Annotated in this window: 18 protein-coding genes; 9 read left to right on the plus strand and 9 right to left on the minus strand. The window is 71.8% G+C overall.

Annotated elements, in window-relative coordinates; all coding sequences use genetic code 11:
* The first annotated feature begins 60 nt into the window (after positions 1 to 60).
* Positions 61 to 1,032, plus strand: a complete 972-nt coding sequence (locus K8U61_RS11980) for a GNAT family N-acetyltransferase (RefSeq protein ID WP_224123255.1) — start codon at positions 61 to 63, stop codon at positions 1,030 to 1,032.
* On the opposite strand, the gene K8U61_RS11985 is transcribed toward K8U61_RS11980, so the two are convergent.
* Both K8U61_RS11985 and K8U61_RS11990 read right to left on the minus strand, forming a co-directional pair.
* A complete protein-coding gene (locus K8U61_RS11985) occupies positions 998 to 2,395 on the minus strand; it encodes a sensor histidine kinase (RefSeq protein ID WP_224123256.1) in 1,398 nt (465 codons plus the stop codon). The two genes, K8U61_RS11980 and K8U61_RS11985, sit on opposite strands and share 35 nt — an antisense overlap.
* Complete coding sequence (locus K8U61_RS11990) at positions 2,392 to 3,075, minus strand: response regulator transcription factor (protein ID WP_224123257.1); 684 nt, start codon at positions 3,073 to 3,075, stop codon at positions 2,392 to 2,394. The genes K8U61_RS11985 and K8U61_RS11990 overlap by 4 nt, the downstream gene beginning before the upstream one ends.
* A gap of 68 nt (positions 3,076 to 3,143) precedes the next feature.
* Here K8U61_RS11990 and K8U61_RS11995 point away from each other — a divergent pair, with 68 nt between their 5' ends.
* The 4 genes from K8U61_RS11995 to K8U61_RS12010 are packed head-to-tail and all read left to right on the plus strand — an operon-like array spanning position 3,144 to position 6,150.
* The gene (locus tag K8U61_RS11995; protein WP_224123258.1) at positions 3,144 to 4,079 is read left to right on the plus strand and encodes an ABC transporter ATP-binding protein; all 936 of its coding nucleotides are present in this window, start codon (positions 3,144 to 3,146) and stop codon (positions 4,077 to 4,079) included.
* On the plus strand, positions 4,079 to 4,954 hold the full coding sequence (locus tag K8U61_RS12000) for a DUF2705 family protein (RefSeq protein ID WP_224123259.1): 876 nt from the start codon (positions 4,079 to 4,081) through the stop codon (positions 4,952 to 4,954). The genes K8U61_RS11995 and K8U61_RS12000 overlap by 1 nt, the downstream gene beginning before the upstream one ends.
* 2 nt (positions 4,955 to 4,956) lie before the next feature.
* A complete protein-coding gene (locus K8U61_RS12005; protein ID WP_224123260.1) occupies positions 4,957 to 5,739 on the plus strand; it encodes a hypothetical protein in 783 nt (260 codons plus the stop codon).
* Positions 5,740 to 5,781: 42 nt separating this feature from the next.
* Complete coding sequence (locus K8U61_RS12010) at positions 5,782 to 6,150, plus strand: DUF6054 family protein (protein WP_224123261.1); 369 nt, start codon at positions 5,782 to 5,784, stop codon at positions 6,148 to 6,150.
* 21 nt (positions 6,151 to 6,171) lie between these two features.
* On the opposite strand, the gene K8U61_RS12015 is transcribed toward K8U61_RS12010, so the two are convergent.
* From K8U61_RS12015 to K8U61_RS12030, 4 genes are read right to left on the minus strand one after another with little or no spacing between them, the layout of a single operon-like run.
* Complete coding sequence (locus K8U61_RS12015) at positions 6,172 to 7,254, minus strand: NAD(P)H-dependent flavin oxidoreductase (RefSeq protein WP_224123262.1); 1,083 nt, start codon at positions 7,252 to 7,254, stop codon at positions 6,172 to 6,174.
* Positions 7,251 to 8,015, minus strand: a complete 765-nt coding sequence (locus K8U61_RS12020) for a CoA-transferase subunit beta (protein ID WP_224123263.1) — start codon at positions 8,013 to 8,015, stop codon at positions 7,251 to 7,253. Before K8U61_RS12020 ends, K8U61_RS12015 begins: the two co-directional genes overlap by 4 nt.
* Entirely contained in the window at positions 8,012 to 8,893 is an 882-nt protein-coding gene (locus K8U61_RS12025; RefSeq protein ID WP_224123264.1) for a CoA transferase subunit A, read from the minus strand. Before K8U61_RS12025 ends, K8U61_RS12020 begins: the two co-directional genes overlap by 4 nt.
* Positions 8,890 to 9,645: an enoyl-CoA hydratase family protein gene (locus K8U61_RS12030; RefSeq protein ID WP_224123265.1), complete on the minus strand. Its 756-nt coding sequence runs from the start codon at positions 9,643 to 9,645 to the stop codon at positions 8,890 to 8,892. The genes K8U61_RS12025 and K8U61_RS12030 overlap by 4 nt, the downstream gene beginning before the upstream one ends.
* Before the next feature lie 50 nt (positions 9,646 to 9,695).
* Between K8U61_RS12030 and K8U61_RS12035 the strand changes: the two genes are divergently transcribed.
* Both K8U61_RS12035 and K8U61_RS12040 read left to right on the plus strand, forming a co-directional pair.
* The gene (locus tag K8U61_RS12035) at positions 9,696 to 10,457 is read left to right on the plus strand and encodes an SDR family oxidoreductase (RefSeq protein ID WP_224123266.1); all 762 of its coding nucleotides are present in this window, start codon (positions 9,696 to 9,698) and stop codon (positions 10,455 to 10,457) included.
* The gene (locus K8U61_RS12040; protein ID WP_224123267.1) at positions 10,454 to 11,347 is read left to right on the plus strand and encodes an SDR family oxidoreductase; all 894 of its coding nucleotides are present in this window, start codon (positions 10,454 to 10,456) and stop codon (positions 11,345 to 11,347) included. Before K8U61_RS12035 ends, K8U61_RS12040 begins: the two co-directional genes overlap by 4 nt.
* 55 nt (positions 11,348 to 11,402) lie before the next feature.
* On the opposite strand, the gene K8U61_RS25470 is transcribed toward K8U61_RS12040, so the two are convergent.
* Positions 11,403 to 13,649: a TIM-barrel domain-containing protein gene (locus K8U61_RS25470; protein ID WP_224123268.1), complete on the minus strand. Its 2,247-nt coding sequence runs from the start codon at positions 13,647 to 13,649 to the stop codon at positions 11,403 to 11,405.
* Between the two features lie 284 nt (positions 13,650 to 13,933).
* Here K8U61_RS25470 and K8U61_RS12050 point away from each other — a divergent pair, with 284 nt between their 5' ends.
* The gene (locus tag K8U61_RS12050) at positions 13,934 to 14,875 is read left to right on the plus strand and encodes a type IV toxin-antitoxin system AbiEi family antitoxin domain-containing protein (RefSeq protein ID WP_224123269.1); all 942 of its coding nucleotides are present in this window, start codon (positions 13,934 to 13,936) and stop codon (positions 14,873 to 14,875) included.
* Between the two features lie 194 nt (positions 14,876 to 15,069).
* On the opposite strand, the gene K8U61_RS12055 is transcribed toward K8U61_RS12050, so the two are convergent.
* Complete coding sequence (locus tag K8U61_RS12055; protein ID WP_224123270.1) at positions 15,070 to 16,230, minus strand: steroid 3-ketoacyl-CoA thiolase; 1,161 nt, start codon at positions 16,228 to 16,230, stop codon at positions 15,070 to 15,072.
* Between the two features lie 109 nt (positions 16,231 to 16,339).
* Between K8U61_RS12055 and K8U61_RS12060 the strand changes: the two genes are divergently transcribed.
* Complete coding sequence (locus K8U61_RS12060; RefSeq protein WP_224123271.1) at positions 16,340 to 17,581, plus strand: cytochrome P450; 1,242 nt, start codon at positions 16,340 to 16,342, stop codon at positions 17,579 to 17,581.
* A 16-nt stretch (positions 17,582 to 17,597) separates the two neighbouring features.
* On the opposite strand, the gene map is transcribed toward K8U61_RS12060, so the two are convergent.
* Positions 17,598 to 18,371 carry a type I methionyl aminopeptidase gene (gene map / locus K8U61_RS12065; protein WP_224123272.1) on the minus strand — a complete coding sequence of 258 codons (774 nt, stop codon included), beginning with the start codon at positions 18,369 to 18,371 and terminating at the stop codon, positions 17,598 to 17,600.
* Between the last annotated feature and the right edge of the window lie 43 nt (positions 18,372 to 18,414).

Below are 18,414 nucleotides of genomic sequence, written 5' to 3' on the forward strand. Positions count from 1 at the left end.
GGGGAGCCCCGGGGCGGAAACTCGGATGCACGCGCGGCGACCCGGGTACATCCTCGACAGATGCAGCTGATCCCGGTCGACCCGGCCGACGCCGACGCCGTACGCCGGCTGGTCGCGGTCACCAACGCCGCCCGGTCCGTCGACTCGCCGTGGCTGCACGAGCTCACCGAGCACGAGTGCGTGGGGGAGCTGCGCTGGGGGTGGGACGGCGACCCGGACGAGGCCTTCCTCGTGACCGTCGACGGCACGGACGTCGCGGCCGCCCGCTACGAGACGTCGAGCTACGACAACGAGCACCTGGCCTGGTTCGAGATCGAGGTGGACCCCGCGCAACGGCGCCGCGGTCACGGCAGCGCCGTGCTCGACCGGCTCGTGGAGCGCGCGGTCGACGAGGGGCGCACCACGCTCGGCCTGGCCGGGTGGGACGCAGCGGCGGCCGCCGGCTTCGCCGCGGCCCACGGCTTCGAGCCGAAGCTGGTCGAGGTGCACCGGCGTCAGTACGTCGAGGGCCCGCCGGACCTGGCCGTCCCCGCACCTCCGGCGTACGAGCTGGTCCGCTGGCCGACGCCCACGCCCGCCGAGGACCTGCCCGCGCTGGCCGAGCTGACGGCGGCCATCAACGACGCACCGACCGACGACCTCGACATCGAGGACGAGGTCTTCCCACCCGAGCGGATCGCGGCGTACGAGCGGTCCTGGGCCGAGCGCGGCCACCGGATGTACCGCGTCGTCGCCCGCCACCGCGCCACCGGCGCCCTCGCCGGCCAGAGCGTGGTCTGCGTGGACGGCGAGCGACCCCACCTCGCCGAGCAGCACGACACCTCCGTGGCGCACGCCCACCGCGGCCACCGGCTCGGCGTGCTCCTCAAGCTCGAGGTGCTTCGCTGGCTCGCCGAGGCGGAGCCGCAGGTACGCGAGATCGACACCTGGAACGCCGAGTCCAACGACCACATGGTCGGCGTCAACGAGGAGCTCGGCTACCGGGTGATGGGACGGGTCATCGACTACCAGCGGTCGGCAGCACCACGGTGACCGTCATCTGACCGTCGTGCCGGCAGGGCACGCCGGTCGGGTCGCCGACGGCGTGGTGGGAGCCGTCGTGGCAGAGACGCAGCTCCCCGCCCGCGGCGATCACCAGCTGCTCGACGATCGCCAGGCCGAGCCCGGCACCGGGCCGGGCGCGGGCCTCGGCGGCGCGGGCGAAGCGGTGGGTGGCCTGGGCGAGGAGGTCGGGCGTCATGCCCGGGCCGGCGTCGGCCACGACCAGGAGCGTGTGACCCGGCGCGCCGTCGACCCGCACCCGGATCGGCGGCGCGCCGTGCAGCCGCGCGTTGGCGAGCAGGTTGGTGACCACCCGGTCGAGCGCGTGCGGGCCGATCGCGGTCGCCGGGCCGGCCGTCGTCTCGACCGCCACATCGGCCGCGTGCTCGGGCTCCGCAAGTCGCCACCGCTCGACGGCCGAGCGGACCACCGACGCGGCGTCACACTCGCCTGGCTCCTGGGCGTGCCGGTCGAGGGTCAGCAGCTGCTCGGCCAGGTCGGCCAGGCGCTCGACGTCGACGGCCAGCTCGTCGAGGACCCGCTCGTGCTCGGCCAGCGTGCGGGTCCGCCGGCGCGCGAGCTGGATGCGCGAGCGGAGGAGGGTCAGCGGCGTCCGCAGCTCGTGGCTCGCGTCGGTCACGAAGCGGCGCTCCCGCTCCAGGGACTCCTCGAGCGCGGCCAGCATGTCGTTGAGCGTGTGCCCGAGACGGGTGACCTCGTCGTCGCGCCCGGAGGGTACGTCGAGGCGCAGGTCAGCCGCGCCCGCCGCGACCTCCTCGGCCCGGCGCCGGTAGCGCTCGACGGGTGCGAGCGCCGCCCGCGCCAGGGCGTAGCCGACGAGGGAGGCGATCACCAGCGCCGTCACGCCGGCGGCGGTGAGCTGGGCCAGCAGCTCGCGGAGCGCCTCGTCGCGGTGGTCGCGGCGTACCCCGACCACGAGGTGCGCCCCCGACGGATCGTCGAGCGCGGTGACCCGGAGCCGGTACGGCGCGCCCGAGATCGGCAGCATGGTGCCCACGTCCACGGTCCGGGTCGGGTCGGTCCCGGTGAGCCGGCTCGCCGGCAGCATCGGTCGGACGGGTGCGGCGCCGCCGTGGGCGAGCACGTCGCCGTCGGCGCCGATGACCTGCCAGGCCGTGCTGGTCGCGTCGGCCTGCGCGGTCTCGTCCACCGCGCCGTCCGGGCCGACCAGCGGGACGATCGTCGACGTCGCCTGCGCGAGCTCGGTGTCGAGCCCCCGGTCGAGCGCGTACTCGACGCGCCAGTAGACGAACGCGCCGGCCGCGGCCAGCAGCACCAGCATGGCGACCGAGAAGCCGGCGACCAGGCGGACCCGCAGCGGCAGCCGCCTCACCGCTCGGGCCCGTCGACCCGGTAGCCGGCGCCGCGCAGGGTGGTGATGGTGGAGGTGCCGAAGGGCCGGTCGATCTTGCCGCGGATCGAGGCGAGGTAGACGTCGATGACGTTGCTGCGCAGGTCGGTCTCGCCGTCCCAGACCTCGTCGAGGATCTGGAAGCGAGACACGACCCTGCCGGCACGTGACACCAGCAGGTGGAGGACGTCGAACTCCCGCGCGGACAGCTCGATCTCCGTCGAGCCGCGCCGGACCCGCCGGGCACCGGCGTCGACGACGAGGTCGCCGACCTCGACGACCGCCTGCTCGTCGTACGTCGACCGCCGGCGCAGGGCCCGCAGGCGGGCGAGCAGCTCGTCGAGGTCGAAGGGCTTGGGCAGGTAGTCGTCCGCGCCGGCGTCGAGACCGCTGATCCGGTCGCGGACGTCGCCGCGCGCGGTGAGCATGAGCACCGGGGTGGTGACGCCGAGGTCGCGCAGCCGTCGGCAGACCGTGACCCCGTCGAGCTCGGGCAGCATCCAGTCGAGCAGCAGGACGTCGTAGGGGAGGCCGTCGGGCAGCGAGCGCCCGTACGCCGCGCGGCCGTCGTGGACGACCTCGACCTCCCAGCCGGCCTCGGTCAGCGACTGGTCGAGGAGCTCGGCCAGGCGCTGGTCGTCCTCGGCCACCAGGATCCGCACGCCTCCACCCTCCCACCCGGTCGGTGACTTCATCGTCCCTTCATCGAGGGCTTCGTACGGTCCCGCCCATGGATGACCAACTCGCAGTCGACGCCGTCGACGTGGTGAAGGCCTTCGGGTCGATCCGCGCCGTCGACGAGATCACCATCAAGGTCGCGCCGGGCGAGGTCTACGGCGTGCTCGGCCCCAACGGCGCCGGCAAGACGACCTTCCTCCGGATGCTGCTCGGCCTGATCCGGCCGGACTCCGGCACCGTCCGCGTCTTCGGCCGGACCTGGGCGCACGACGGCATCGCCACCCTCGACGGGGTCGCCGGCTTCATCGAGAGCCCCGCCTTCTACCCCTACCTGACCGGACGCCAGAACCTCGAGGGCCTCGGACTCCTCGACGGCGGTGCCCGCAGCGGACGGCTCGACGAGATCCTGGAGGTCGTCGACCTCGCCGGGCGCGCGGACGACCGGGTCCGCGGCTACTCCTACGGGATGCGGCAGCGCCTCGGCGTGGCCGCGAGCCTGATCCGCGAGCCGCGGCTGCTGGTGCTCGACGAGCCGGCCAACGGCCTCGACCCGGCCGGCATCCGCGACATGCGCGCGCTGGTGAAGCGGCTGGCCGACAGCGGACTGACCGTGCTCCTGAGCTCGCACCACATGGACGAGGTCGAGGAGATCTGCGACAACGTCACGATCATGCGGCGCGGCGAGGTCGCCTTCCACGGCGCCATCGCCGAGCTGCGGGCGCAGGCACCGGATCCGGGCTACGCGCTCGCGACCACCGACGACGCTCGAGCACTCGCGGTCGCGGGTCGGCTGCCGGCGGTCACCGCGACCCGAGCGCCGGACTCGGGTCTCACCGTGACCGGTCCCGAGGACGCGGTGTCGTCGTACGTCGCCGACCTGGTGCGCGACGGGATCCGGCTGCGCGCCTTCACCCCCACCCGCACGCCGCTCGAGCAGCTCTTCTTCATGCTCACCGACACCGGCGTCCGCAACGAGGAGGTCGCCTGATGACCGCCACCGACGTCCTCACCGGTCGCCCGACCCAGGCGGCCCCGGTCCTCGGCAGCAGGCCGGGCCTCGGCGCCGCCCTGCGCTGGGAGACCCGCAAGCTGCGTGCGCAGCTGCGGACCAAGGCCCTGCTGATCGGCGCCGTCCTCGTCCCGATCGCGGTCGTGGTCATCGTCCACAGCCAGCCGCGGCCGCCGAAGGACACCCTCTTCGGGCGCTTCGCGACCGACAACGGGTTCGCGATGGCGCTGCTGGTGCTGGGCTTCGCGGCCCAGTGGGTGCTCCCGCTGCTGACCTCGATCGTGGCCGGCGACATCTTCGCGAGCGAGGACCAGCACGGCACCTGGAAGACGGTGCTGACCCGGTCGACCAGCAGGTCGACCCTCTTCTGGGGCAAGAGCCTCGTCTCGATCGGCTTCGCGCTGCTGGCCCTCCTCGTGCTGGCCGCTGCGACGATCGCGGCGAGCGTGCTGATCGTCGGGCACCAACCGCTGACCGGCCTCTCCGGGCAGACGATCCAGCCCCAGAGTGCCGTGACCCTGGTCGTGGCGAGCTGGGCCTGCATGGCGCTGCCGATGATCGGCTTCACGTGCCTGGCCATCCTCTTCTCGGTCTGGTCGCGCAACGTCGCCGTCGGCATCGCGGCCCCGGTCGTCATCGGGCTGGTCATGCAGCTGGTCGGCGCCCTGGGGGGCATCGAGTCGCTCCGGCCCTACCTGCTCACCACCCCGTTCGAGGCCTGGCACGGCCTGCTCGCGGAGCCGCGCTTCACGGGCCCGCTGCTGGACGGGGTCATCACCAGCGCCGGATGGAGTGTCGTCTGCCTGGTGGCGGCCTACCTCGTCCTGCGCCGTCGCGACATCACCGGAGGTTGATCATGCGTCGTTTCATCATCAGCGTCATCGCGGCCCTCGCGGTCGTCCTCGCCGTCAGCGGCGCCGTCCTCGCCGGCACTGGCGGGGGCAGCTCGGTCACCGAGGCGCGCCTCGAGCGAGCCCTGCCGACCGAGTTCGCGAACCTCTACAGCCAGCAGGCCAAGCTGCTCGGCCACCGGGGCGTCACGCCCGCATCGCTCCACGCGAAGGCCATGTGCGACAAGGGCGGCGCCGTCGAGGACAACGTCGGCCCCGGCAGCAACTGGAACTGCCTGGTCAGCTGGACCGACCCGAACAACCCGATGCCGCCCGAGGGGTACGGCAAGTTCGAGCTCGACGTGCACAGCAACGGCTGCTTCACCGCGGGCGGACCGAGCAAGCTCGTCGGCTTCCAGACGATCACCGACACCCGTGGTCGCGAGGTGGCCAACCCGGTCTACGAGTTCGACGGCTGCTTCGACCCGAACGGCGACAACACGCCGACCGGGGTCCGCTTCCCCTCGGTCCTCAACGTCACGACGACCGCACTGCGACCCGATGCGGACAACCGGGTCGGCCTGCAGCTCAGCTGCGGCACCGGCGCCACCGGCTGCCAGGGCACGGTCACCGCGACCGCCGGGGGTACGACGCTCGGCCGGCAGCCGTTCGACCTGCAGGAGGAGCTCACGGGCACGGTCAGCTTCCCGACGCCGGTCCCCGCCGGAGCCACGGAGGTGACCTTCACGATCCGGACCGACACGGGCGTCGGCCCGACCTCGCCCTCCACCCTGTCGATGCCGGGGTGAGGGGAGCGGTTGGTCGGCGCCGGGCCGGGGTAGACCCGACGCATGGCTCACTACGACGTCCGGCTGACCGGTGACCCGGACGACTTCATCGCCCACTTCGACCAGGCGATCACCACGACGAGCGTCACGGCGTCGCGTGAGCACACCGTCGACCACCGGATCGGGGACGCGCGGATGCTGGTCGGCAACTACGAGCGGTTCAGCGCGATGGGCAGCAGCCGGGTCAGCCTGAGCATCAGCGTGCTCGCCGTGGGCAGCGAGATGGCGGTCTCGCTGGTGAGCTCCGGCGGCAGCCAGGCCATGTTCCTCAAGCTCAACACCTTCGGCGAGGAGTCGTTCCTGGAGATGGGGGTGCGGGCGATCACCGGCTACACCCAGGGCCGCACGCACATGGATGGGGACGGCCGCTGAGGGCGCCGCCGCCGTGAACGGTCAGACGACGTACGACGATGCGCGGCGCAGCTCGTCGACGGCGCGGGTGACGATCCGGTCGACCAGCTCCTCGCAGGTCGGGAGGTCGTCGATCACGCCGACCACCTGACCGCTCGCGAGGACGCCTGCCGAGGTGTCGCCCTCGACCAGCCCGGCCTTGAGCATCGTCGGGGTGTTGGCGGCCAGCGCCATCTGGCCGAGCGTGCGACCCTGCGCCTTCTTCATCGCCCGGCCGTCCTTGAGCAGCGCCGCCCACGACATGCCGGAGTCCATCTTGAACTCCAGCGTGCGGCGCATCGTCGGGCCCATCCGCTTGAGGGCGCTGGTGCCCTCAAGCTCCTCGACCAGGTCGGTGCGCAGCATCCGGTGGGGCATGCCGTCGACCTTCGCGGTGACGACGGTGTCGGTCAGCCCGCGCTCGAGGTAGAGCTGCTTGACCGCGTCGGGGACGGCCGAGTCCTGGGTCAGCAGGAAGCGGGTGCCCATGCCGACCCCGGCGGCGCCGTACGACAGCGCGGCGGCGAGGCCGCGGCCGTCGAAGAAGCCGCCGGCCGCGATGACGGGGATGTCGCTCTGCGCACTTCTCAGGCCGTCGAGCACGGTGGGCAGCAGCAGTGTCGTGGGGATCGGGCCGGTGTGGCCGCCGCCCTCGCCGCCCTGCACCATCACCGCGTCGGCGCCCCACGAGGCGACCTTGACGGCGTGCTTCGCTGCGCCGATCGACGGCATCACGACGATGCCGTGCTCCTTGAGCTTCGCGATCAGCTCGGGCTTGGGCGCGAGCGCGAACGACGCGACCTTGACCCCGTGGTCGATGAGCAGCTGGCAGCGGTCCGGTGCGTCCGCGGCGTCGGCGCGCAGGTTGACGCCGAAGGGCTGGTCGGTGCGGCCCTTGACCTCGATGATCGCGGCGTCGAGCTCGGCGAAGGACATGGTCGCGCTGGCGAGGATGCCGAGGCCGCCGGCGTTCGCCGTACCGCTGACGAGGCGGGGGCCGGAGACCCAGCCCATGCCGGTCTGCACGACCGGATGACGGACCCCGGTGAGCTCGGTGAAGGGGGTCTTGATCAGCTGGTCGATCACGGCTGTGCCTCTTCCTGGGGGACCTCCTTGAAGCGCAGGCCCTTCGGGTCGAGGACCTCCTTGATGAGGACCTGCTCCTCCGTCGTGGGCTCGCGCGTGGTCGGTACGTCGGCGGGGACATCGAGCTCGAAGCCGGTCGCCTCGCGCACCTCGTCGACGCTGACCCCCGGGTGGACGCTCAGGAGGCGGAGGGTGTCGCCGGCACCGGTCACGTCGAAGACCGCGAGGTTGCTGACGATCCGGTGGATGTCGTTGTAGCGCGCGGCCGCGGGGCCCGCCTCCTTGGCGAGCTTCGGGCCGACGCCGGAGACGATGTCGACCCGCTCGACGAAGACGCGGGGCGAGTGCTTCGGCACCCAGTAGGACGTGCGGTTGTTGACGGTGTTGCCTGGCGCCCCGCGGCTGCCGAGCAGCTGCCGCTTGGGCTGCGCCCAGTCGCCGATGGCGGAGATGTTCTGGTTGCCGTGCCGGTCGACCTGGGTGGCGCCCATCATCACGTGCCGCTTGCCGTAGGCGACGACGTCGAAGACCTTGCGGAAGGGGATCCAGCCCTCGACCACGTCGCCCTTCGCGAAGAGCGGCGGCACCCCGGCGAGGAAGAGGGACTCGCCGTCGGAGATGACCAGGTCGGGGTTGCTGGTGAGCTTGGCGAGGCGGACGCCGAGCATCGGCAGCAGGCCCATGGGGCTGGCGAAGATCTCGCCGTCGTCCTGGAAGGCGTCCGCGATGGCCGCGGCGCACACATCGGCGCGCGTGCTCATGCCTGCTCCTCCCGGAACGCGGCGACCGCGGCCTGGTAGGCCGCCTCGTCGCCCTCGAGGAACCGGGCGCTGAACGCGGCCCAGCCCTCGTCGCCGCCGGACGCCGCAGCGGCGTACGCCCGCTGGAACTTCTCGTCGCGCTCGTAGTCGGGCGTGCAGGTCGTGAAGTGCGCGCCGTTGGGCGTCTCGACGACGCCGCTGACCATCATCCGGCTCAGGAGCAGCCGCTGCACGGGGGTGTCGACGGTGAGGCCGGCGGTGTCGGTGACCTGCTCGACGCTGACGTAGGCACGGTCGGCGGCCATGCAGAAGAGATCGTCGAAGTAGGGGTCCGGGCCGAGGTACGTCGCGTTGCCGTGCTGGTCGGCGCGGTTGAGGTGGACGAGCGCCACGTCGAGGTGCAGCGCCGGGACGGCGACGAGCTCCTCCTGGTCGTCGTACGGGCTGGTGACGGTCTTGATCCACGGCTGGTTGACCAGCACGTCGGAGCCGAGACCGGCGCGCATCGGCAGGAAGGGCAGCCGCTGGGCGGCGGCGCGCAGGCCGGTCTGGAACATGCCCTCGTCGAGCTCGACCAGCTCGGGGATGGTGCCCTCCTGGCGGGCCTTCTGGAAGTTGGGCTCGAGCGGCACGGAGTCGAGGGAGACGAACGCGTAGACCAGCTTCTTGATCTTGCCGGCCCGGGCGAGCAGGCCGACGTCGGCGCCGCCCCAGCTGACGATGGTGAGGTCCTCCAGGTCGCTGCGGAGGATGGCGCGGACCAGCGCCATCGGCTTGCGCCGCGGGCCCCAGCCGCCGATGCCGATGGTCATGCCGTCCTTCAGCTCGGCGATGACCTCGTCGATGCTCATCCGCTTGTCGCGGGGTCCCTTGGTCATCGCTTGCTCTTCTCCGTTCCCGCGAAGTCGTCGCGCAGCTCGTCGCTGACGCCCAGCAGGTTGAGCTCGAACGTGAAGCCCTGCTCGAAGCGGTAGCTCTTGTTGACGTCGATCGGGTCGATCCCGTTGAGGCACTCCTTGGCCGCGCGGATCACCCGGGTGTCGTGGGCGGCGATCTCGCCGGCCACCTTCAGCGCGGCGTCGTCGAGCTGGTCGCGCGGGACCACCTCGAGCACGCTGCCGAACTGGACGAGGTCGGCCGCCTTGATCGTCCGGGCGGTGAAGTAGAGGGTGCGCATCATGTGCGGCGGCACGAGGCGGGCCATGTGGGTGGCCGCGCCGAGCGCGCCCTGCTTGACCTCCGGTACGCCGAAGAACGCGTCGTCGCTGGCGACGATGCAGTCCGCGTTGCCGACCAGGCCGACACCGCCGCCGAGGCAGAAGCCGTTGACCGCGGCCACGACCGGGACGGCGCACTCGTAGACCGCCTTGAAGGCGGCGAAGCACCCCTTGTTGGCGCCGATCAGGGCGTCGAACCCCTCGGTGTGCTGCATCTCCTTGATGTCGACGCCGGCGTTGAAGCCGCGACCCTCGGCCCGGAGCACCACGACCTTGGTGTCGAGGTCGGCCGCCGCCTCGTCGAGGGCCGACGCGACGTCGTACCACCCCTGGACGGTGAGGGCGTTGACGGGTGGGTTGGCCATCGTCACCACCCGAATCCCGTCGGGGCGGAGCTCGGACGTGATCGGCACATCTCCTCCTAGCAAGAGCCAACCAAGCAAGTGCTTGGTAGGGTAGCAGCATGGTGCTGCCGATCGACCTGTCCGGACGAGTCGCGCTCGTCACGGGCGGGGCCCGTGGCATCGGGCTCGGCATCACCCATGCGCTGCTCGCCGCCGGGGCCGACGTGGTCACCTGCTCGCGGTCCGAGGTCGACCCGGTGGCCGGTACGACGCACCGCGTCTGCGACGTCCGCGACCCCGACGCGGTCGCCGATCTCTTCAGCTCGATCGACCGCCTCGACGTGCTGGTCAACAACGCCGGGGGAGCGCCCGCGACCGACGCGGCGACCGCCTCGCCGCGCTTCCACGACAAGATCGTCGGACTCAACCTCCTCGCGCCGCTGCTCTGCTCGCAGGCGGCCAACGCCCTCATGCAGCGGCAGGAGACCGGCGGCGCGATCGTCAACATCTCCTCGATCTCGGCCCACCGGCCGGCGCCGACGATCGCGGCGTACGCCGCGGCCAAGGCCGGCCTCGACTCGCTGACCACCTCGCTCGCGATGGAGTGGGCGCCGAAGGTGCGGGTCAACGCGATCGACGTCGGGCTCTGCCGCACCGAGCAGACCGACGACCACTACGGCGATGACGGATCGGTCGCCGTCATCGAGCAGACCATCCCGCTCGGCCGGATGGCGCGGCCCGAGGAGGTCGGCCACGTGGTCGCGTTCCTCGCCAGCGACCTCGCGTCGTACGTCTCCGGCGCCACGGTCGCCTGCCACGGCGGGGGCGAGACGCCGGCCTTCCTCGCCGTCCAGCACCTCGTCTCGAAGGGACTCGCATGACACTCCTCGAAGGTCGCGTCGCGATCGTCACCGGCGCCGGCCGCGGCATCGGCCGCGCGCACGCGCTCGAGCTCGCCCGGCAGGGTGCCGCCGTCGTCGTCAACGACTACGGCGTCTCGCTGGCCGGCCAGCGGGATGGGGCAGAGGGGACGGGGGAGACCCCGGCCGAGTCGGTGGTCGCCGAGATCGAGGCGCTCGGCGGTCGGGCCGTGGTCAACACCGCCGACGTCGCCGACTTCGAGCAGGCGGCCGCGATGGTGCGGCAGGCCATCGACACCTTCGGCGGGCTCGACATCCTGGTCAACAACGCCGGCTTCGTGCGCGACCGCATGCTCGTCAACACCTCCGAGGAGGAGTGGGACGCCGTCATCCGGGTGCACCTCAAGGGCCACTTCGCGCCGCTGCGGCACGCCGGGGCCTACTGGCGCAGCGAGGCCAAGGAGGGCCGCCCGCGTGCGGCTCGCGTCATCAACACCTCGTCCGGTGCGGGACTGCAGGGCTCGGTCGGGCAGGCGACGTACTCCGCTGCCAAGGCCGGCATCGCCGGTCTCACCCTGGTCGCCGCCCAGGAGATGGGCCGCTACGGCGTGACCGTCAACGCGATCGCCCCGGTCGCCCGGACCCGGATGACCGAGGGCGCGTTCGACACCTCCGCCATGGCGCTGCCCGAGGACAACTCGCCGATCGTCGCCTGGCTCGCCTCCGAGGAGGCCGGCGACGTCACCGGCCGGGTGATCGAGATCGACGGCGGTCAGATCACCGTGGAGTCCGGCTGGGCCCACGGCCCCGCCCACGACCTCGGCCGCCGGTGGGAGGCGGCCGAGGTCGGCCCCGCCCTGCGCGACCTGCTCGCCGCCGCTCCCGCCCCGGAGCCGGTGTACGGGGCCTAGACCGGCCGCGGGAGTTTCATCGGCCGGCCGATGAAGCTCCTCCGGCCGCCGAGCCTCAGCCCAGCGGCTTCGTCCCGCAGCGGGAGTACCACGGCAGGGTGGCGAGGCCGGCCTTGGCGGTCACGGTACGGCGGCCGTCGAGCTTCGGGCCGGAGCCGTGGAGCCGCCAGCAGCCCTGGGGGAGGTAGACCTTGCGGGAGGTCGCGCCCTGGGCGACGACGGGTGCGACCAGAACGTCGGGGCCGAGCAGCCACTCCTGGTCCTGGGTCCAGCCCTTGCGGTCGTCGGGGTGCTGCCACCACAGCGGCCGGGTCGGCGGAGCACCGGTCTCGTCGGCCTCCTGCCACAGCCGGCGCAGGAGCGGCCGGGCGCGCAGGTGCAGCTCGGAGAGCTGCTTGTAGATGCGCACGGTCTGCGCGTCGTACGACCACGGCGTGTGGGTGCCGTTCTGACCGCTGCCGTGCAGGCGGAAGACGGGGCTCAGCGCCGCCCACTCGGCCCAGCGCAGGAAGAGCTCCTTGGTCGTCGGGGGAGTGCTGTAGTCGAAGTAGCCACCGATGTCGGTGCCGTAGCCGTAGGCGCCGCCGACCGCGCGGTTGAGCATGTCGGTCGTCAGTGACCCGAGCCCGGAGGCGTGGTCCCAGTCGGTGGTCTCGTCGCCGGGAAAGTTGGCGTTCTCGTAGCGCGCCGAGCCGGGCAGCCCGGAGTAGCCGGCCCGGGTGAAGAACCACGGACGCCGGGCGGGGTGCTCCAGCTTGTAGCGCTGGATCTCCTGGCGGGTCGCCTTCGCCATCAGCGTCGCGTAGTCGTTGTGCCGGTCGACGCCGGTGGTGCCGTCGGCGAAGTGCATGTCGAACATGACCTGCTCGCCGTAGTCCTGCATGAAGCCCTCGAACCCGAGGTCGAGGGTGTCGCGCACCTGCTCCTGCCAGAACTCCACCGCGTCGGGGTTCGTGAAGTCGATGAGCGCGAAGCGCCGGCCGAGGGTGCCGCTCAGGTAGTAGGGGTCGCCGTTCGCGTCGGTCACGGCGTACCCGGCCTGCACCGGCGCCGAGTCCGGCGTGAGCCACGGGCGCAGGTAGGAGAGCGTGTGGATGCCGCGCTTGCGCAGCTCGCGGATCATCTTCGCCTGGAACGCGGGCGTCACGAAGCTGTGCAGGGACAGGCCGTGGTTGTTCTCGGGATCGTCGGGGAAGACCGAGCCCTCGAGCCGGTACGCCGTGAGCGGCAGGTCGTACTTGTCGATCTTCTTCAGGTCGTCCTTGAGCTCGGACTCGTAGTGCTCGACCGTCTCGGTGCCGTTCTGGACGAGCCGGTCGAGCATCGGCCCGAGGGCCCACTTCGGTGGAGTGCGGTGCCGCCCGGTGATGGCCGTGAGGGTGCCGCTCGCCTTCGCCGGGTCGCCCGGGGCGACGACGTAGTCGAGGTGGTCGGTCGACGCCGCGACGTTCCACGCGTCGTCGCTGTCGACGGCCATCTTGAAGCGCGCCAGCTCCGGCTGGGCGAGCAGGAAGCCGTAGTGCGTCGTCCAGAACATCGCCTGCGGGTAGTAGGCCCCGGCCGGTCCGTTGGGGTACATGCTCGGGTCGTCCGCGGTGATGCCGGAGTGGAAGTTCTGCTGGTTGACGAAGCTCGAGAGCACTCGGCCGCGCTGGTCGAGCCGGTCGTGGCGGCCGCCGAAGCCGAAGAACCCGTCCTGCGGGTCGGCCACGAACGAGTCGCCGATCATCGCGACCCCGTCGGCCGGCTCGGCGTCGACACGGACGCGTACGGCGTCGGTGCCCTGCGCGCCGATCCGGACGACCAGCTCTCGTCCGCTGGGGTCGTTGGTGGAGAGCGTCAGGACCAGGTCGTCGCCGTCCTGCGTGACGCTCTCGACGGCCTGCGCGGCGTACCAGGTCCCACTCCGGGTGCCGGACTTGAGGTTCCCGACCCACTCGGTGTTGGGGTACTGCTGCAGCGTCTCGGTGCCGACCAGGAACGACAGCGGCGAGTAGAGCGTCGGCGTGTCCTGGTTGTCGGTGCCGGTGCCGATCGGGTCCAGGGTCGCGAGCTCGTCGAGCGTGTCGGTCTCCGGGCGGGCGACCTCGTGGAGCACCGTCTGCCCGTCCCCGTCGGTGACGCTGAGCCGGAACGGGTCCTGCTCGACGACCACGCGCGCGCCGCCGGCGTCGACGACGAGGTCGTCATCCGCACGCTGCGCCGCGGCGGTCGGTACGGCGTCCGCCGGCACCGCCGTGATCGTGAGCGGGACGAGGACGAGCGCGAGCGCGGCGGCCAGGGCGGCAGGAGTGCGTGACACAGCGCACACCGTAAACGGTGATCCGCGTCGGTACGCCGGAAGTCGGCCGATCCGGTTGCCCGTCGGTTCGGTGCGGGAGGTGGCGGTTCACCAAGGGATCAGGGCGAACCGTCGCTTCCCCGGGTGAACTCCGCCAGGGAAGTGCGGGTTCACCAAGGGATCAAGGTGAACCCGCTGCGACCGGGGCGACCACCAATCGTCCACAGCGCGCTTCCGATCAGCGTCGTCCACAGTGGCCGCACGCGCCACGGCGGAACGCACCGGCTGCGGGCGAGTCTTTCGCCATGGACCCACTCCGACTGCTGGTCGCCGACCACGGCTTCTTCACCAGGGCTCAAGCCCGTGAGGCCGGCTACGACGATCGCGCCGTGACCCGACAGATGCGCACGGGGAGCTGGCACCGCATGCGCCGGGGCTACTACTCGTTCCCCGACGTCTGGGCAGCTCTCGACGCGGTCGGCCGCCATCGCGCACTCGCGCGTGCCGTCGCGCACTCGCACGGCGGCGCCGTCGCGCTCAGCCACGTGTCCGGCCTCGTGCTCCACGGCGTCGACGTCTGGGGCGTCGACCTCTCGCGCGTTCACGTGACCCGGCTGGACGGTGGGACCGGACGGATCGAGGGCGACGTCGTCCACCACGAGGGCCAGTGTCTGGAGAGCGACCCGGTCGAGCTCGACGGCGCGATCGTGCTGCCCGCGGCGAGGTGCGCCGTGGAGGCGGCATCGCGCACAACGAACGAGTCCGCTCTGGTGCTGTTCGACGCTCTGCTCCGGCGTGGACTGTCGGACCACGACCAGCTCTTCGGGCAGTTCGAGCTCATGGAGCACTGGCCCTACACGCAACACCTCCACATCCCGATCCGCATGGCGGACGGGCGAGCCGAGTCGGTGGGGGAGTCGCGGGGTCGGTGGCTCTTCCGGGTCTCCGGGCTGCCTGCCCCGGTCCTGCAGTACGAGGTCCGGGACTCCAGGGGTGAGCTGCTCGGCATCGCCGACTGGGCATGGCCGAACCACGGGCTGCTCGGCGAGTTCGACGGGCGGATCAAGTACGGCCGACTGCTCAGACCCGGACAGCACCCCGGCGACGCGGTCTTCGCGGAGAAGGTCCGCGAGGACCAGATGCGCGAGGCCTCCGACATGGGGATGGTCCGGCTGATCTGGGCCGACTACGACACGCCGGCGGCCACCGCCGCGCGGGTCCGGTCGCGGCTGCGTCAGATCAGCTGAGCGTCGTACGGCGGGCACCCGGGCGACCGGCACTCGGGCCGTGTCGGGCACTCGGGCCGGGTCGGGCACTCGGGCCGGGTCGGTTCACCTTGATCCCTTGGTGAACCGACACTTCCCCCGCGGAGTTGACGTGGGGACGTGCGGGTTCACCCTGATCCCTTGGTGAACCCGCGCCACGCGGTGCCCCGGAAGCGTCAGATCCGCTCCAGCACGGTGCCGGTCGCCATCGCGCCGCCGGCGCACATGGAGATCAGGGCGGTGGTGCCGTCGCGGCGCTCGAGCTCGTGGAGGGCGGTGGTGATGAGGCGGACGCCGGTGGCGCCGACCGGGTGACCGAGGGCGATCGCGCCGCCGTTGACGTTGACCTTGTCCATGTCGGGCTGGTGGGCGCCGGCCCACGAGAGCACGACCGAGGCGAAGGCCTCGTTGACCTCGAAGAGGTCGAAGTCGGACATCGACATCCCGGTCCGGGCCAGCACCTTCGCGGTCGCCTCGATGGGTCCGTCGAGGTGGTAATAGGGGTCGGAGCCGACCAGGCAGTGGCGGACGATCCGGGCCCGCGGCTTGAGGCCGAGGGCGCGGGCCTTGTCCTCGTCCATGATCAGCAGCGCGGCGGCGCCGTCGGAGATCTGCGATGACGTGCCGGCGGTGTGCAGGCCGTCCGGGAGCACCGACCGGAGACCGGCCAGGCCCTCGAGCGTCGTGTCGCGCAGGCCCTGGTCGGCGTCGACGACCCGGGTCTCGCCGGTGGGGCCGTCCTCGCCGAGGACGGGCGCGGTGATCGGCGCGATCTCGCGCTTGAAGCGCCCCTCGTCGACGGCGACACGGGCCTTCTGCTGCGAGGCCAGGCCGAAGGCCTCGAGGTCGGCGCGGGAGATGCCGCGGTTGCGCGCGATCCGGTCGGCCGCCTCGAACTGGTTGGGCATGTCGATCGACCAGTCCTCGGGCCGCGGGTCGCCCATGCCCGGCGGCACGTTGGCGCCCAGCGGGATCCGGCTCATCGCCTCGACGCCGGCGGCGATGCCGACGTCGATCGTGCCGGCGGCGACCATGTCGTTGATCATGTGCGCGGCCTGCTGGCCCGAGCCGCACTGGGCGTCGACCATCGTGCCGCCCGTGTGCTGGGCCAGTCCGGCGTGCAGCCAGGCGCGGCGTACGGCGTCGTTGGACTGCTCACCCGCCTGCGTGACACAGCCGGCGACCACCTGCTCGACGAGGTCGGAGTCCACGCCCGCGCGGCCGAGGACCTCGGTCATCGCGTGCCCGAGCAGGTGGGCGGGGTGCAGGCCGGCGAGCCAGCCGTTGCGCTTGCCGAGAGGGGTGCGGACGGCGTCGATGATCACGGGGTTGCCCATGGAGGAAAACTAGAACACGTTCTTGTCCGTCACAACCCTTGCGGACGTACCCTCGGTATGTATGCTCTGTCACTAGAACGTGTTCCACCCGATCTCGAGGGAGCCCCCTGTGACCGCAACCGTCCTGCCCGCCGGCTTCGACTTCACCGACCCGGACCTCAACCAGGCGGGTATCCCGCACGACGAGTTCCGAGCGGCTCGGCAGAACCACCCGATCGTGTGGGTGGCCCAGGAGCCGACGTGGACGTCCGGCTTCGCGCCCGAGGGCCAGGCCGGCTACTACGCCGTCACCAGGCACGAGGACGTCGCGGCGATCTCCAAGGACAGCAAGAACTGGTCGACCGCCGAGAACGGCGCGATCATCCGCTTCCCCGGCGAGATGTCCCGCGACCAGATCGAGCTGCAGCGGGTCATCCTGATCAACCAGGACCCGCCGGAGCACGCGACCACCCGCGGCATCATCTCCCGCGGCTTCACGCCGCGCTCGATCGCCGAGCTCGAGGAGACCATGGTCCGGCGTGGCAAGGAGATCGTGGAGGCCGCCGTCGGCCGCGGCACCGGCAACTTCGTCGAGGAGATCGCCGCCGAGCTCCCGCTGCAGGCGATCGCCGACCTGATCGGCGTCCCGCAGGAGGACCGCCACAAGCTCTTCGACTGGTCCAACCAGATGCTCGCGGGCGAGGACCCCGACTACGCCGGGGAGAACGACCTCGCGGCCGCCGAGATCCTCGGCTACGCGATGATGCTCGCCGCCGAGCGCAAGGCCAACCCGCGCGACGACCTCATCACCAAGCTCATCAACGCCCACAAGGGCGAGCGCGGCCTGACCGACGACGAGTTCGGCTACTTCGTGATCCTGCTCGCGGTCGCCGGCAACGAGACGACGCGCAACGCGATCACCCACGGCATGAACGCCTTCTTCGACAACCCCGAGCAGTGGGAGATCTGGAAGCGCGACCGGCCGGCCACGATGATCGACGAGGTCGTCCGCTGGGCCACGCCGGTGAGCGTCTTCCAGCGCACCGCTCTCAACGACGTCGAGGTGAGCGGCCAGCAGTTCAAGAAGGGCGAGCGGGCGGCGCTGTTCTACGCGAGCGCCAACTTCGACGAGACCGTCTTCGAGGACCCCTACACCTTCAACATCCTGCGCGACCCCAACCCGCAGCTCGGGTTCGGCGGCCACGGCAACCACTACTGCCTCGGCGCCAACCTGGCCCGCCAGGAGATCCGGGTGATCTTCGATGCGCTGGCCGACCACGCCCCGGACATCAGCCGGCTCAAGGAGCCCGCGCGGCTGCGCCACTCGTGGGTCAACGGCATCAAGGACCTGCAGGTCAGCTACACCGGCTGAGCCCGTCGTACGACGGTCAGGAGGCGGCCCGCTCGGTGAGGACCAGCGGGCCGTCGGCCGTGATGGCCACGGTGTGCTCCATGTGGGCGCCGCGCGAGCCGTCCTTGCTGCGCAGCGTCCAGCCGTCGTCGTCGGTGTAGATCTCGTCGGTGGTCTGCAGGAACCACGGCTCGATCGCGATCACCAGACCCGGGCGGAGCTTGAGCCCACGGCCCGGGCGGCCGTCGTTGGGGACGTGCGGCTCGCCGTGCATGGTGCGGCCCACGCCGTGGCCGCCGAACTGCAGGTTGACGCCCAGCCCGGCCGCGCGCGCGACGTCGCCGATCGCGGCCGAGATGTCGCCGAGACGCTGGCCCGGTCGGGCCTGCTCGATGCCCGCGGCGAGCGCCCGCGTGGTCACGTCGATCAGCTCGAGGTCGGCGGGGTCCGGCGTGCCGGCGACGACGCTGAGCGCCGAGTCGGCGACCCAGCCGTCGACGCTGGCGGCGAAGTCGACGCTCACCAGGTCGCCGTCCGCGATGACGTAGTCGAAGGGCAGGCCGTGCAGCACGGCGTCGTTGACCGAGGTGCACAGCACCTTGCCGAACGGCGAGGCGCCGAACGACGGGTGGTAGTCGATGTAGCAGGACTCGGCGCCCCGCTCGCGGATCATCCGGTGCGCCAGCTCGTCGAGCTCCAGGAGGTTGACCCCGACCGCGATCTTGTCGCGCAGCGCGGTGAGCACGTCGGCGACGAAGCGGCCGGCGGGGCGCATCTGCTCGATCTGGGTGGGGGTGCGGAGCTCGATCATGGGGCCGACCCTATCCGGGGTCGACGGCGGGCTCCGTATCGTG

Origin of the sequence: Nocardioides mangrovi (assembly GCF_020073815.1) — a bacterium.
Lineage (GTDB): Bacteria > Actinomycetota > Actinomycetes > Propionibacteriales > Nocardioidaceae > Nocardioides > Nocardioides mangrovi.

Coding starts and splice junctions, on each gene's coding strand:
- K8U61_RS11980 (WP_224123255.1), top strand. CDS start 61: ATGCAGCTGATCCCGGTCGACCCGGCCGACGCCGACGCCGTACGCCGG.
- K8U61_RS11995 (WP_224123258.1), top strand. CDS start 3,144: ATGGATGACCAACTCGCAGTCGACGCCGTCGACGTGGTGAAGGCCTTC.
- K8U61_RS12000 (WP_224123259.1), top strand. CDS start 4,079: ATGACCGCCACCGACGTCCTCACCGGTCGCCCGACCCAGGCGGCCCCG.
- K8U61_RS12005 (WP_224123260.1), top strand. CDS start 4,957: ATGCGTCGTTTCATCATCAGCGTCATCGCGGCCCTCGCGGTCGTCCTC.
- K8U61_RS12010 (WP_224123261.1), top strand. CDS start 5,782: ATGGCTCACTACGACGTCCGGCTGACCGGTGACCCGGACGACTTCATC.
- K8U61_RS12020 (WP_224123263.1), bottom strand. CDS start 8,015: ATGAGCACGCGCGCCGATGTGTGCGCCGCGGCCATCGCGGACGCCTTC.
- K8U61_RS12025 (WP_224123264.1), bottom strand. CDS start 8,893: ATGACCAAGGGACCCCGCGACAAGCGGATGAGCATCGACGAGGTCATC.
- K8U61_RS12035 (WP_224123266.1), top strand. CDS start 9,696: ATGGTGCTGCCGATCGACCTGTCCGGACGAGTCGCGCTCGTCACGGGC.
- K8U61_RS12040 (WP_224123267.1), top strand. CDS start 10,454: ATGACACTCCTCGAAGGTCGCGTCGCGATCGTCACCGGCGCCGGCCGC.
- K8U61_RS12050 (WP_224123269.1), top strand. CDS start 13,934: ATGGACCCACTCCGACTGCTGGTCGCCGACCACGGCTTCTTCACCAGG.
- K8U61_RS12055 (WP_224123270.1), bottom strand. CDS start 16,230: ATGGGCAACCCCGTGATCATCGACGCCGTCCGCACCCCTCTCGGCAAG.
- map (WP_224123272.1), bottom strand. CDS start 18,371: ATGATCGAGCTCCGCACCCCCACCCAGATCGAGCAGATGCGCCCCGCC.